Origin of the sequence: Embleya sp. NPDC127516 (genome assembly GCF_044765325.1) — a bacterium.
Classification (GTDB): domain Bacteria; phylum Actinomycetota; class Actinomycetes; order Streptomycetales; family Streptomycetaceae; genus Embleya.
Genome location: NZ_JBIWJT010000012.1, coordinates 115985 through 128218 on the forward strand (window position 1 = coordinate 115985; position 12234 = coordinate 128218).

Annotated in this window: 14 protein-coding genes; 9 read left to right on the forward strand and 5 right to left on the reverse strand. The window is 70.8% G+C overall.

What is annotated here, in order from left to right; all coding sequences use genetic code 11:
• Nucleotides 1–20 precede the first annotated feature (20 nt).
• The gene (locus ACIRL2_RS23990; RefSeq protein ID WP_402234438.1) at nucleotides 21–896 is read right to left on the reverse strand and encodes a tryptophan 2,3-dioxygenase; all 876 of its coding nucleotides are present in this window, start codon (nucleotides 894–896) and stop codon (nucleotides 21–23) included.
• A gap of 180 nt (nucleotides 897–1076) precedes the next feature.
• Here ACIRL2_RS23990 and ACIRL2_RS23995 point away from each other — a divergent pair, with 180 nt between their 5' ends.
• From ACIRL2_RS23995 to ACIRL2_RS24015, 5 genes are all read left to right on the forward strand, one after another.
• A complete protein-coding gene (locus ACIRL2_RS23995; protein ID WP_395866655.1) occupies nucleotides 1077–1529 on the forward strand; it encodes an Lrp/AsnC family transcriptional regulator in 453 nt (150 codons plus the stop codon).
• 11 nt (nucleotides 1530–1540) lie between these two features.
• The gene (locus tag ACIRL2_RS24000) at nucleotides 1541–1708 is read left to right on the forward strand and encodes a hypothetical protein (RefSeq protein WP_395866657.1); all 168 of its coding nucleotides are present in this window, start codon (nucleotides 1541–1543) and stop codon (nucleotides 1706–1708) included.
• On the forward strand, nucleotides 1705–2172 hold the full coding sequence (locus ACIRL2_RS24005; RefSeq protein ID WP_395866659.1) for a RidA family protein: 468 nt from the start codon (nucleotides 1705–1707) through the stop codon (nucleotides 2170–2172). Before ACIRL2_RS24000 ends, ACIRL2_RS24005 begins: the two co-directional genes overlap by 4 nt.
• A gap of 114 nt (nucleotides 2173–2286) precedes the next feature.
• The gene (locus tag ACIRL2_RS24010) at nucleotides 2287–3162 is read left to right on the forward strand and encodes an NUDIX hydrolase (RefSeq protein WP_402234441.1); all 876 of its coding nucleotides are present in this window, start codon (nucleotides 2287–2289) and stop codon (nucleotides 3160–3162) included.
• A 78-nt stretch (nucleotides 3163–3240) separates the two neighbouring features.
• Nucleotides 3241–4065, forward strand: coding sequence for an MBL fold metallo-hydrolase (locus ACIRL2_RS24015; RefSeq protein ID WP_395866662.1), 825 nt, complete (start codon nucleotides 3241–3243; stop codon nucleotides 4063–4065).
• A 55-nt stretch (nucleotides 4066–4120) separates the two neighbouring features.
• Here ACIRL2_RS24015 and ACIRL2_RS24020 read toward each other — a convergent pair whose 3' ends face one another.
• On the reverse strand, nucleotides 4121–4795 hold the full coding sequence (locus ACIRL2_RS24020; RefSeq protein ID WP_020554920.1) for a Crp/Fnr family transcriptional regulator: 675 nt from the start codon (nucleotides 4793–4795) through the stop codon (nucleotides 4121–4123).
• A 167-nt stretch (nucleotides 4796–4962) separates the two neighbouring features.
• Here ACIRL2_RS24020 and nth point away from each other — a divergent pair, with 167 nt between their 5' ends.
• From nth to ACIRL2_RS24040, 4 genes are all read left to right on the forward strand, one after another.
• Nucleotides 4963–5964 (forward strand): endonuclease III, encoded by a 1002-nt coding sequence (gene nth, locus ACIRL2_RS24025; RefSeq protein ID WP_402234443.1) that lies wholly within the window; start codon nucleotides 4963–4965, stop codon nucleotides 5962–5964.
• Complete coding sequence (locus ACIRL2_RS24030) at nucleotides 5961–6695, forward strand: NUDIX hydrolase (protein ID WP_395866665.1); 735 nt, start codon at nucleotides 5961–5963, stop codon at nucleotides 6693–6695. Before nth ends, ACIRL2_RS24030 begins: the two co-directional genes overlap by 4 nt.
• A gap of 138 nt (nucleotides 6696–6833) precedes the next feature.
• On the forward strand, nucleotides 6834–8018 hold the full coding sequence (locus tag ACIRL2_RS24035; protein WP_395866667.1) for a MarP family serine protease: 1185 nt from the start codon (nucleotides 6834–6836) through the stop codon (nucleotides 8016–8018).
• Between the two features lie 86 nt (nucleotides 8019–8104).
• Complete coding sequence (locus tag ACIRL2_RS24040; RefSeq protein ID WP_395866669.1) at nucleotides 8105–8791, forward strand: metal-dependent hydrolase; 687 nt, start codon at nucleotides 8105–8107, stop codon at nucleotides 8789–8791.
• 495 nt (nucleotides 8792–9286) lie between these two features.
• Here the strand turns inward: ACIRL2_RS24040 and ACIRL2_RS24045 are convergent, their stop codons facing one another.
• The 3 genes from ACIRL2_RS24045 to nhaA all read right to left on the reverse strand — a co-directional run bounded on the left by ACIRL2_RS24045 (nucleotide 9287) and on the right by nhaA (nucleotide 12136).
• Nucleotides 9287–10207, reverse strand: coding sequence for an alpha/beta fold hydrolase (locus ACIRL2_RS24045; protein ID WP_402234445.1), 921 nt, complete (start codon nucleotides 10205–10207; stop codon nucleotides 9287–9289).
• 76 nt (nucleotides 10208–10283) lie between these two features.
• A complete protein-coding gene (locus ACIRL2_RS24050) occupies nucleotides 10284–10703 on the reverse strand; it encodes a phage holin family protein (protein WP_395866673.1) in 420 nt (139 codons plus the stop codon).
• 110 nt (nucleotides 10704–10813) lie between these two features.
• Nucleotides 10814–12136 carry a Na+/H+ antiporter NhaA gene (gene nhaA / locus ACIRL2_RS24055; protein ID WP_402234447.1) on the reverse strand — a complete coding sequence of 441 codons (1323 nt, stop codon included), beginning with the start codon at nucleotides 12134–12136 and terminating at the stop codon, nucleotides 10814–10816.
• Nucleotides 12137–12234 lie beyond the last annotated feature (98 nt).

Sequence of the window (12234 nt, forward strand, 5' to 3'; positions counted from 1 at the left end):
TTCACCCATCTTTCGATGAATCAGACCTTCGATGGTTCGACCAAGGTGCGCATGGTCCACAATTCGGGAAAAACGCGCACACGTACGGTCTGCTCCAACCAAGACGCTCCGGCCGAGCCACCCGTGCCCGGCCGGTTTCCCAGCGCTCGCAGTGTGGCGGCCAGATGTCGCTCGCGCCAGCGGGTCCAGCGCTCGGAGATGTCGGTGAGCACCTCGCCGAGCTCGACCAAGTCGACCACGCCGTCCGTATACACGCCCGCCCACGCGCGTTCGACGTCCTGGGACGGCTCGTACGGCCGACTCGGATCCGCGCCGGGAGTCGGGGTGTGTCGACCCCGGCGGGCGAGCAGGGCGAGCGCGTGGTCGTACAGGCTCGGCGCGCGCAACGAGCGCTCCAGCTCGGCGTGCACCTCCGGACTGCCCGTGTAGGGCCGCAGCACGCCCGCGCGTTTGACGCCGAGCAGGAATTCGAGATGCCGGTACAGGTGCGACTGGAAGCCGGACGCGTCGCCGAGCGCGTCCCGGAAGCCGCCGAACTCGCCGGGGGTGAGCGTCGCGAGCAGGTCCCACGTGGACACCAGCACGTCCAGCTCGCGGATGCTGCGCCGCAGCGTGCCGATCGCGCCGGGCACGTCGTTTGCGTCGAGCCGTTCGCCCGCGATCGTCCATTCGTGCCGCAGCAGCGCGAACAGCAGCTCCATCACCTGGGAGGAGATCAGGAACGACAGCTCGGCGGGCACGTCGGTGCGGGTGCGCTGGAGGGAGAGCAGCCGGTCGAGTTGCACGTAGTCCGCGTACGGCGGCGCCGCGGCGTCCGCGGAGCCTCGACGCGGGCCCGCCATCGGACACGTCGCGCTCGCCGGATCGGCCGGTGGGGTCCGTTCGTCGAACGTCATCGCAGGTCACCTCTCCGGCCGGTCCCGCCGGTGCGCCGGAAGGGCCGGTCGGGGAGTGCCCATATGGAATCGTGCGACCATTCGGTTGGGAATGGGTGTCGAGCATCGGAAGCCCCGGTTCGGTTTACGCTCGCAAAGTGTCGAAGGACATGTGCTCACGATCGTGAACGGAGGGTGCGCATGGACGCGATCGACCGCAGATTGCTCGCCGAATTGCAGCGCGACGCCCGGGTCTCGCTCAACGAGTTGTCCCGGCGGATCAACCTCTCCGCGCCCGCGGTGGCCACCCGGGTGCGCCGGCTCGAACACACCGGCGTGATCACCGGTTATCACGCGCATGTGGATCCGGCCGCGGCCGGCCGCGGTGTGGTGGCGCTGGTCCGGATGAATTGCTACGGCCCCGGCTGCCTGCTGCGCCGGGACGCGGACACCGTGCGCGAGTGGCCCGAGGTGCTCCAGGTGCACCGGGTCACCGGTGACGCGTGCTGCCTGCTCATGGTCGCGGTCGCATCGATGTCCGACTTCCAGATTCTGATCGACCGGCTCGCCGAGCACGGCAAACCCTCCAGCACGATGGTGTTGTCCTCGCCGGTGGCGTGGCGCCCCGTCGAACCGCCCGACGTGTCCGTCTAAAGTCTGCACACATGACGAAGTGGGAATACGTGACGGTCCCCCTGCTGGTGCACGCGACCAAGCAGATCCTGGACAACTGGGGCGACGACGGCTGGGAGCTCGTGCAGGTCGTGCCCGGCCCCAACCCGGAGAGCCTGGTGGCCTACATGAAGCGTGCGAAGCAGGAGGCGGCGAAGTGAGCGAGGTACACCCCGAGCAGCGCCTGACCGAGCTGGGGCTTACCCTGCCCGGCGTGGTGCCGCCGGTGGCCGCGTACGTTCCGGCGATCCGCACCGGCAATTACATCTACACCTCGGGCCAGTTGCCGATGGTCGAGGGCAAGCTGCCCTCGACCGGCAAGGTCGGCGCCGAGGTCACCGCCGAGGAGGCGAAGGAACTCGCCCGCCAGTGCGCGCTCAACGCGCTCGCGGCGGTCAAGGCCGAGCTCGGCGACCTGTCGCTGGTGCGTCGGGTGGTCAAGGTGGTCGGGTTCGTGGCCAGCGCCCCGGACTTCACCGGCCAGCCCGGCGTGATCAACGGCGCCAGCGAACTGCTCGGCGAGGTGTTCGGCGAGTCCGGGCGGCACGCCCGCAGCGCGGTCGGGGTGGCCGTGCTGCCGCTGGACGCCCCGGTCGAGGTGGAGATCCTCGTCGAGGTGGTCTGAGCGGATCGCCCGCTGCGCCATCGTGATGATCGGACCTGGCCCTTTCGGGTCGGGTCCGATCGTTTTCGGGGGCGAGGGATGGAACTTGACTCGGTCAGGCGTACGATCCGGCGCATGGCCGAATCAGGGAGTACGCGAGCCGGGAAGGCCCAGCCGGGCATGCCCGCGTCCTGGGCCGAGCGGGCCCGCGCGATCATCGCCGGCGAGGCGGAACCGGTGGCTCCGCGCCGCGCGGCGACCGTGGTGCTGCTGCGCGAGCGGCCGCACGGTGCCGAGGCGTATCTGCTGCGCCGGCACACCACGATGAAGTTCGCGGCCGGGATGTACGCCTTCCCCGGCGGCGGCGTCGACCCCCGGGACGCGGACCACTCGGTGGCCTGGGCCGGCCCCGAACCCGCCGAGTGGGCCAAGCGGCTGGGCACCGGCGTCGCCGAGGCCCGCGCGATCGTCTGCGCCGCCGTGCGCGAGACCTTCGAGGAATCCGGTGTGCTGCTCGCCGGGCCCGACCCGAGCACCGTCGTCTCGGACACCACCGGCGCGGACTGGGAGGCGGACCGCGCCGCGCTGGTGGCGCGCGAGCAGACGCTGACCGAGTTCCTGGAGCGGCGCGAACTGGTGCTGCGCTCCGACCTGCTGGGCGCGTGGGGGCGCTGGATCACCCCCGAGTTCGAGGACCGCCGCTACGACACGTGGTTCTTCGTCGCCGCCCTGCCCGCCGGCCAGCGCACCCGGGACGTCTCCGGCGAGGCCGACCGGGTCACCTGGGCCCGGCCCGGCGACGCGCTGGCACAACACCGGGCGCAGGAGATGGCGATGTTGCCGCCCACCATCGACACGCTGCGCCACCTGGCGGAGCTGGCCGACCCGGCGGCTGCCCTGGCCGCCGCGGCCGACCGGGAGATCACCCCGATCATGGCCCAGGGCCGTTTCGACGGGGATCGCCTCGTGCTCGAATGGCCGGGGGTCGCGGACCCGTTCGGTCTGCGCTGAGGCCCCACCGACGACCCGGAGCCGGTCCGAGGGCATCCACCGGATCGGTCCGGGCCACCGAGGTACAGGATGACCACCATGAACGCACAGCCCCTGCCCGGCAACCCGCGCCCGACCATCGGCGGACCCGCGAGCTCCCGGGTGACCTGTCTGCTCGCACCGAACCCGAGCGCGATGTCGCTGGACGGCACCAACACGTGGATCGTGGCCGAGCCGGGCGCGGACACCGCCGTGGTGATCGACCCCGGCCCCGACGACGAGGGCCATCTGCGCGCGATCGTGGCCGCGGTGGAGGCCGAGGGCCGCCGCGTGGGCCGGATCCTGCTCACCCACGGCCACCCCGACCACTCGGCCGGCGTGGCCGGCCTCAAGGCGCTCACCAACGCCGTCGTGCACTCGGTCGACCCGCAGTGGCGCTACGGCGGCGAGGGCCTGGTGGACGGCCAGGTGATCGACGACGGCGGCTTGGACCTGCGGGTACTGGCCACTCCCGGCCATTCCGGCGACTCGGTGTGCTTCGTGGTGGCCGCGGACCGCTTCGTGATCACCGGCGACACCGTGCTGGGTCGTGGCACCACGGTGGTCGCGCACCCCGACGGCCGACTCGGCGACTACCTGGACTCGCTGCGCCGGCTGCGCGCCCTCGCCGCCGCCGGCGAGGTCACCGCGGTGCTGCCCGCGCACGGCCCGATCCTGGACGACGCGGTCGGCGTGCTCGACTTCTACCTGGCCCACCGGGCGGCCCGGCTGGCCCAGGTGGAGGCCGCGGTCGCGGCGGGCGACAAGACCGCCCAGGACGTCGTCGAACGGGTCTACGCGGACGTGGACCGCGGCCTGTGGTGGGCCGCCGAGATGTCGGTCCGCGCCCAGCTCGAATACCTGACCGAGCGCGCGGACGCCTGAACGCCGCGTGGGGGCCCGCCGACGGCGGACCCCCACGTGTTCGGTGCGCGACGTGCTAGCGCGAGCGGCGCGACAACCGCTCGACGTCCATCAGGACCACCGCACGCGCCTCCAGTCGCAGCCAACCCCGGCTGGCGAAGTCGGCGAGCGCCTTGTTGACCGTCTCCCGCGAGGCGCCGACCAACTGGGCCAGCTCCTCCTGGGTGAGGTCGTGCGCGACGTGGATGCCTTCGTCGGCGGGCACGCCGAACCGGCGGGACAGGTCGAGCAGGGCCTTGGCCACCCGTCCCGGGACGTCGGAGAAGACCAGGTCGCCCAGGCTCTCGTTGGTCCGCCGCAGCCGACGCGCTATCGCCCGCAGCAGTGCCGCGGCGACCTTGGGCCGACCGGTCAGCCAGGGCTGCAGGTCGGAGTGGCCCAGGCCGAGCAGGCGCACGTCGGTGAGCGCGGTCGCGGTCGCCGTACGCGGTCCGGGGTCGAACAGCGACAGCTCGCCGAACATCTCGCCCGGGCCCAGCACCGCGAGCATGTTCTCGCGGCCGTCGTTGGAGCTGCGGTGCAGCTTGATCTTGCCCTCGATCACCACGTACAGCCGGTCACCCGGGTCACCCTCGTGGAAGAGCGAGTCCCCGCGCTCGAGCGCGACCTCCGTCATGGAGGCCCGCAGCTCGGCGGCGTCCTCATCTTCGAGCGCCGCGAACAGCGGAGCCCGCTGCAAAACGTCGTCCACGAGGTTCCTCCTAGGCCGGCCTGGTCGACACCAATGAAAGCCGAGCGGTCAAACAGTGCGATCGGTCACAGTCTGACGCACCGGTACCCGCAATCATCACGCGGGGTGGCCTGGATCACGAACGGGCGGATCCACAGTAACCGGACATGTCGCTCCTGTGATCAAGCATGTGCGGACTGCTCGACCGTACGCCCCGTCCATCTGCGTACTCTGGCCGGGTGTCGAGCAACGTGACGGAGCCCGCGCCGCGCAGGTCGCGGGCGGCCGCGAAGGTCGTGAAAACCGAGTCCCATCTCGCTCTGGTGCGCCGCGCGCGCCGGATCAATCGCGAATTGGGCGAGATATACCCGGGTGCGCACTGCGAACTCGACTACGGCGACGCGTTCCAGCTCCTGGTCGCGGTGGTGTTGTCCGCGCAGACCACCGACCGACGGGTCAACACGGTCACCCCGGCACTGTTCGCCCGCTTTCCCGACGCCGCCGCGGTGGCCGCCGCGGAACCGGCCGAACTGGAGGCGATCATTCAGCCGACCGGGTTCTTCCGGGCCAAGACGCGCTCGGTGCAGGGCCTGGCCCAGGCGCTCCTGGAACGCTACGACGGCGAGGTGCCGGGCAAGCTCGCCGAACTGGTCACGCTGCCCGGCGTGGGTCGCAAGACCGCCAACGTGGTGCTCGGCGAGGTCTTCGACGTGCCCGGCATCACCGTCGACACCCACTTCGGCCGGCTGGCCCGGCGCTTCGGGTGGACCAAGGACGATGATCCGGTCAAGGTCGAGCAGGAGGTCGGCGCGCTGTTTCCGCGCAAGGACCTGACCCTGCTGTCGCACCGGGTGATCTTCCACGGCCGCCGGGTCTGCCACGCCCGCCGCCCGGCGTGCGGGGCGTGCGCCATCGCGCCGCTGTGTCCGGCGTACGGCGAGGGCGAGACGGATCCGATCAAGGCCAGGGCGCTGCTGAAGTACGAGATGGCCGGGCAACCCGGCCAACGGCTCAAGCCGCCGGCCAAGCCGGTGCTTGCCGTGCCGGGCGACGCATCCGAAGACGTGGACGCATCCGAAGACGTATCCGAGACGAAGGCCGCACCGGCCGAGGCCGCACGAACGAAGGCCACCCGAGCGAGGGCCGCACGAGCGAAGGCCGCACCGCGAGACGAGGGGGACGCCGGGTGACCCAGACCGGAACCGGGATCCAGACCTGGGCCGAAGCGGATCTGCCGGAATGGCTGCGCCCGGTCGCGCGCGCCGCTCGGGAGATCCGCCCCGAGCAACTGAGCCGTTTCCTGCCACCGGCCGAGGGCGGTCGGCGCTCCGCCGTGCTGGTGTTGTTCGGCGAGGGGCCCGACGGTCCGGACCTGCTGCTGCTGCAACGCGCCGCGACGCTGCGCTCGCACGCGGGCCAGCCCGCGTTTCCGGGCGGTTCGGTGGACCCGGGCGACGACGGCCCGGAGGGCACCGCGCTGCGCGAGGCGCAGGAGGAGGTCGGGCTCGACCCCTCCGGTGTGCGGGTCTTCGGCCGGCTGCCGGACCTGTACATCCCGGTGAGCGACTTCGTGGTCACGCCCGTGCTCGCGTGGTGGCACCGGGAGAGTGAAGTCGCCCCGGGGGCACCCGAGGAGGTCGCGCGCGTGTTGCGGGTGTCGATCGCCGAGCTCGCCGAACCGGCGAACCGGGCCCGACTGCGCCACCCCGGCGGTCACCTGGGCCCGGCGTTCCTGGTGCACGACCTGGTGGTCTGGGGCTTCACCGCGGGGCTGATCGACCGGGTCCTGCACCACACCGGCTGGGAACGGCCGTGGGACAGCCGCCGCGAGGTCGCCCTTTCGGAGACCGAGAGCCGGTTGGCCCGGCGCGGGTTCGACCGCTACGAGGAGACCGCCTCCGAGCCCGAGGTCCGCGACTGACCGCCGGCCCGCCCGCCGCACCCGGTGCGGGGCGGGCTGACGGCACGTCAACACCGGTCCTGTACGGCTGTGTCACCGGTGTTCGACGAACCGGCACGGCGGCGGACAGCGCGGGCTCGCACATGAGAACGTGAGCCCGTGAATGTCCTGGACCTGTTGCTGCTCGCCGCCGCGGTGGCCTTCGCCATCTCCGGATACCGGCAGGGCTTCATCGTCGGCGTGCTCTCGTTCCTGGGCTTCATCGGCGGCGGTGTGTTCGGCATGTGGCTGGTGCCGTCGCTGCTCAACCGGTTCGAGCCGGGGCTGGGTCCCTCGATCGCGGCGATCTGTGTCGTGCTCGTGCTGGCCACCGCGCTCCAGGCGCTGACCACCGCGGCCGGCAACCGGCTGCGCCGGCAACTCACCTGGCGTCCGGCGCGACTGGTGGACGCGGCCGGGGGCTCGATCGTGAGCGTGTGCGCGCTGCTGATCGTGGTCTGGCTGATCGGCTCCTCGGTCGCGGGCGCCTCGATGCCCACCATCTCGCGCGAGGTGCGTTCCTCGCAGGTGCTCGGCGGCGTGCAGAAGGTGTTGCCGCAGGGCGCCGACACGTGGTTCTCCTCGTTCGGCAACCTGCTCGACCGCAACGGCTTCCCGCAGGTCTTCAGCCCGTTCGTTCGCGAGGACATCCCGCAGGTCCCGCCGCCGGACCCGAGGTTGTTGTCGATGCCGGCGGTCCAGGAGACCCGGGACAGCATCGTCAAGATCGTCGGCACCGCGAAGAGTTGCGGCAAGGTGATCGAGGGCTCCGGCTTCGTCTACGCCCCGCAGCGCGTGATGACCAACGCCCACGTAGTAGGTGGCGTCAAGAAGCCGACCGTGCAGATCGGCGGCGAGGGCCGCGAATACCCGGCCGAGGTCGTGCTCTACGACTGGAAGCGCGACATCGCGGTGCTCAAGGTGCCCGGACTCAAGGCCACCCCGCTGCAGTTCGAACCCAAGGTGGAGAGCGGCGCGGACGCGATCGTGGTGGGCTTCCCGGAGAACGGCGCCTTCCACGTCGAACCCGCCCGGGTCCGGGCCCGGATCCAGGCCGGCGGCCCGGACATCTACAAACGCGGCACGGTCAGTCGCGACGTCTACTCGCTGTACGCGAAGGTGCGCCAGGGCAACTCCGGCGGCCCGCTGATCTCACCGAACGGCAAGGTCGCCGGGGTGATCTTCGCCAAGTCGCTCGACGACGAGTCCACCGGGTACGCGCTCACCGTCGAGGAGGTGCGCGCGGACGCCGAGGCGGGCGCGGTCGGCGACCGTCCCGTGGACACCCAGAGTTGCGCCATGTGACGCATGTCCGCCGGGTTCTCGGGCAGACGTTCGGGCACAGCCGCGACGAGCGGCGAGGGCGGGGCGAGGCGGGGTGGGGTGGGGGAATGCTCGGGCATTCGCACGCGGTCAGCGGGGCACTGGTGTTCGCGGCGACGGCACCGACGCTGCCCCAACACCTGTGGCACAACCACCTGTCCCCGTCCGAGATCGTGATCGGTACGTTCCTGACCGCCGGCGCGGCGCTGCTGCCCGACCTCGATCACCACAACGGCACGATCGCCAACTTCCTGGGACCGCTCTCGCGGGCGCTGTGCGCGGGCGTGGCCAAAGTGTCCGGCGGGCACCGACACGCGACCCACTCGATCGCCTTCGTCGTCCTGGCCGGACTGCTGACCTGGCAGGGGGTCGAGCACTTGGGGCGGCCGTTCACCCTCACCATGGTCTTCCTGCTGCTCGCGCTCGCGCTGCGCGCGCTGAACCTGTGTCCGCCGGGCAAGGGCGTCGCCTCCTGGATCACCATCGTCGCGCTCGCCGGCGGCGGCACGGCGGTGGTCGACCACTGGATGCCGGCGGCCCCCGACTGGTTGCCGATGGTGATCGTGCTGGGCTGTATCGCGCACCTGCTCGGCGACTTCCTCACCAAGCAGGGGATACCGCTGTTCTGGCCGCTGGGCACCCGCTTCGAGGTGGCCGTGGTCAGCCGGACCGGAAATCGCGTGGAGACGCTCGTCCTGGTGCCGGTGATGATGCTCGCCACCGTCGCGCTCTTGTGGTTCAGCACGTTCGCCTGAGCGGCGAAAAGCGGCATCGAGCGCTGCGCGGAGCCCGTGCGCGAAGCGGAACCCGTACGCGAGACAGGGGATGGTGCGACGCGACCCGGTCCCGGGTCGCGTCGACACGTCAACGCAGGAAGCGCAGGCGCAGACTCAACCAACGCGCTCGTCGGCGCAATATCCCCATCAGCCCCGGCAAATGATCCCCCCGGTCGGCAACCGCGCCGGCCGGCGCCCCTCGCGTGTGCTCGAACCCGTGAGTGCCAGTGGTGCCGATCTCAACCATGAGGGTCTCTGCCGTCTCCGACCGGGTGTCCCCGGCCCCCGCCGCCATGCTCGGAGCGTTGTACGTCCGGCTCATACGGTGGCGCCTACCCGGGTCACCGACGGCGTAATCGCGCCGCCTCGGCGGTCCGAAAATCATTTCCGGACACGTCGGAGGCGATCTGTACGGAAGTGTCGGATATCCCCGTCAAGATCGTACAAGAAAGGCCCGGAAGCGCTGTCGGAACTTCAGCGCTCGGGTTCCGGGTCCTTCAACCAACCCAGGAGTTCCTCGGTGAACACGGCCGGTTGTTCCTCGTGCGGGAAGTGCCCCACGCCCTCGATCAGTCGCCAGCGGTAGGGCGCCTCCACGTAGCGCCCGGAGCCGGCCGCCGTGCGCGGCAGGATCACCGGGTCGAGCGCGCCGTGCAGATGCAGCGTGGGCACCTCGACGGGGGCCTTCATCCGGGCCGAGTACTGGATGCCGTCCGGGCGCGGGATGGACCGGATCAGCCAGCGGTAGTGCTCCGCCGCGCAGTGCGCCGTGCCGGGCACCAGCATCGCCTGGCGATAGCGCGCGATCGACTCGTCGGCCGGCCGGCCCGGCGCCGACCACGCGCTCAACATGTCGCCCACCATCGCCGCGCCATCGCGGACCAACTGCCGCTCGGGCACCCACGGTCGCTGGAAGCCGAAGATGTGCGAACTCGCGGCCATCTGGTGCCGGTCGGTCAACAGCGCGCCGCGCAGTTGCCGGGGATGCGGCATGGACACCGCGACCAACCGGCGCACCACCTTGGGCCGCAACACGGCCGCGGTCCAGCCCAGGTAGGCGCCCAGGTCGTGGCCGACCACGATCGCGTCCGGCTCGCCGAGCGAGCGGATCACCCCGGTCACGTCCAGGGCCAGGGTGATCGGGTCGTAGCCGCGCGGGGTGCGGTCACTGCCGCCGTACCCGCGCAGGTCCATCGCGACCGCGCGGTAGCCGGCCCGGGCCAGCACCGGCATCTGATGCCGCCAGGCCCACCAGAACTCCGGGAAACCGTGCAGCAACAGCACGACCGGCCCCTCGCCCATTTCGGCGATGTGGAACCGCGCGCCGTTGGCGGCGATGTCGCGGTGTGTCCAGGGCCCGTCCACGTTGACCACGGTGCTCTCGGGAACCGTCATGCGGAGCAGCGTCGCACACTCGCCATCGCACCCCGGTTTCCGCCGCCGGTTTGGCCGGCCCGGGCGCGTTGCCGGATCAACCGACGTTCTTGAGCGTGGTGACCGTGTCCCGGGTGGTGGTGATCGTGCGCTCCGGCGCGCGGACGTTCTTGAACGACTTGATGCCGTAGAACGCGAGCCCGCCCGCGAGCAGGAGGTAGAAGCCGCCGACGATCAGGAAGCTCCACGCCACGCCGAGACCGAGGGCGTGGATTCCGTACACGATCGCGAAGCTCAGGAAGATGAACGCGAACACGCCGATGAAGGCAGCCGCGCCGAACGCGCCGCCGCCCTTCGCGACGTTGACCACGCTGACCTTGACCTCGCTCTTGGCGAGCGCGATCTCGCTGCGCACCAGCGTGGACATGTCGCGGCTGGCCGACGAGAACAGCTCGCCGAGGGATCGCTGTGCGTCGACGGGCACGTCCTGGGCCGGGGACCTGTCGGTGCCTGCCATGGTCACTCCTTGTACCTGTATGGATAATCCGACCCCGATCATGCCCTGCTGCGGCGATACGTATCCAGCGGGGCGCGTCGTACGAGTGTTTCGGATGGGAAACGAAGTATTCAGGAGTGGCCGAGCTTCTCGTCGCGGAGTCGATCCGCGTCCGCTTGATAGACGTCCGGAATGCCGTCGCCGTCGTCGTCGCGATTCTCCTCGACGCACAACCGGGCGTAGGTGTTGTTCCTTATCCGCAGCACCACCGACGCCGCGACGGCCGCGAGCACCGAGCCCACCAGCACCGCGGCCTTGGCCTGTTCGGTCAGCGTCGGGTCGTCGGTGAAGGCCAGTTCGCTGATCAACAGGGACACCGTGAAGCCGATGCCGGCGAGCATGGACATGCCGAACACGTCCGACCACGCGAGGTCGTCGCTGAGTTGGGCCCGGGTGAACCGGGCGACCAGCCAGGTGCCCGCGAAGATCCCGACCACCTTGCCCGCGACCAGGCCGATCATGATGCCGAGCGTGGGCCGCTGGGTGAACACGTCGCCGAGCACCGAACCGGAGACCGCGACGCCCGCGGACAGCAGCGCGAAGATCGGCACCGCCACGCCCGCGGAGACCGGCCGCACCAGGTGCTCGACGTGCTCGGCCGGCGAGGTTCGCTCGTCCGGGTCCGGGACCACGCGCATCAACAGGCCCATCGCGACACCCGCGACCGTGGCGTGTACGCCGCTCTCGTGCATCAGCGCCCAGGTCACCAGGGCGAGGGGTACGTACCACCACCAGCCGCGCACCCGGAAGCGCTGGAGCAGCGCGAACACCACGAGCAGGGCGAAGGCCCCGGCCAGCGCGAGGAAGTCGACCGAGTCGGTGAAGAAGATCGCGATGATCAGGATCGCGCCGAGGTCGTCGACCACCGCGAGGGTGAGCAGGAACGAACGCAGCGCGGAGGGCAGGCTGGTGCCGATCACCGCGAGTACGGCCAGCGCGAACGCGATGTCGGTCGCGGTGGGGATGGCCCAGCCGTCGGGCGATCCGCCGCCCGCGTTGACCGCGAAGTAGAACAGCGCGGGAGTGAGCATCCCGCACGCGGCGGCCACCACCGGCAGCACGGCCTGGGCCGGATTGCGCAGGTCGCCGACCACCAGTTCGCGCTTGAGTTCGATGCCCGCCACGAAGAAGAACACCGCGAGCAGGCCGTCCGCGGCCCACGTGCCCAGCGACAGGTCCAGGTTGAGCGCGCTCGGACCGATGCGGAAATCGCGCAGGTCGTGGTAGGCCCCGCTCCACCCGGTGTTCGCCCAGATCACCGCGATCACCGCCGCGATCAGCAACAGCGCGCCGCCGACGGTCTCGGTGCGTAGCGCGTCCGCGATGAAGTTCCGTTCGGCCAACGTGGACGGACGCCGAAAGAACTTGGTGCGTGGTGCGGACTCGGCAGCCACGGGACCTCCAGGTCGGCTGTGGTTCGCAGGCGTATACCGCCCTGCGAAAACGACAAAACAGCGCCGACCAGACTTCCCGGCATGCCTCCAAGAGGAGA

Excerpts from the sequence above, each read along its gene's own strand:
- ACIRL2_RS24040 (WP_395866669.1), top strand. The coding sequence starts at position 8,105 with ATGCTCGGGCATTCGCACGCGGTCAGCGGGGCACTGGTGTTCGCGGCG.
- ACIRL2_RS24000 (WP_395866657.1), top strand. The coding sequence starts at position 1,541 with ATGACGAAGTGGGAATACGTGACGGTCCCCCTGCTGGTGCACGCGACC.
- ACIRL2_RS24045 (WP_402234445.1), bottom strand. The coding sequence starts at position 10,207 with ATGACGGTTCCCGAGAGCACCGTGGTCAACGTGGACGGGCCCTGGACA.
- ACIRL2_RS23990 (WP_402234438.1), bottom strand. The coding sequence starts at position 896 with ATGACGTTCGACGAACGGACCCCACCGGCCGATCCGGCGAGCGCGACG.
- ACIRL2_RS24015 (WP_395866662.1), top strand. The coding sequence starts at position 3,241 with ATGAACGCACAGCCCCTGCCCGGCAACCCGCGCCCGACCATCGGCGGA.
- ACIRL2_RS24050 (WP_395866673.1), bottom strand. The coding sequence starts at position 10,703 with ATGGCAGGCACCGACAGGTCCCCGGCCCAGGACGTGCCCGTCGACGCA.
- ACIRL2_RS24010 (WP_402234441.1), top strand. The coding sequence starts at position 2,287 with ATGGCCGAATCAGGGAGTACGCGAGCCGGGAAGGCCCAGCCGGGCATG.
- ACIRL2_RS23995 (WP_395866655.1), top strand. The coding sequence starts at position 1,077 with ATGGACGCGATCGACCGCAGATTGCTCGCCGAATTGCAGCGCGACGCC.
- nth (WP_402234443.1), top strand. The coding sequence starts at position 4,963 with ATGTGCGGACTGCTCGACCGTACGCCCCGTCCATCTGCGTACTCTGGC.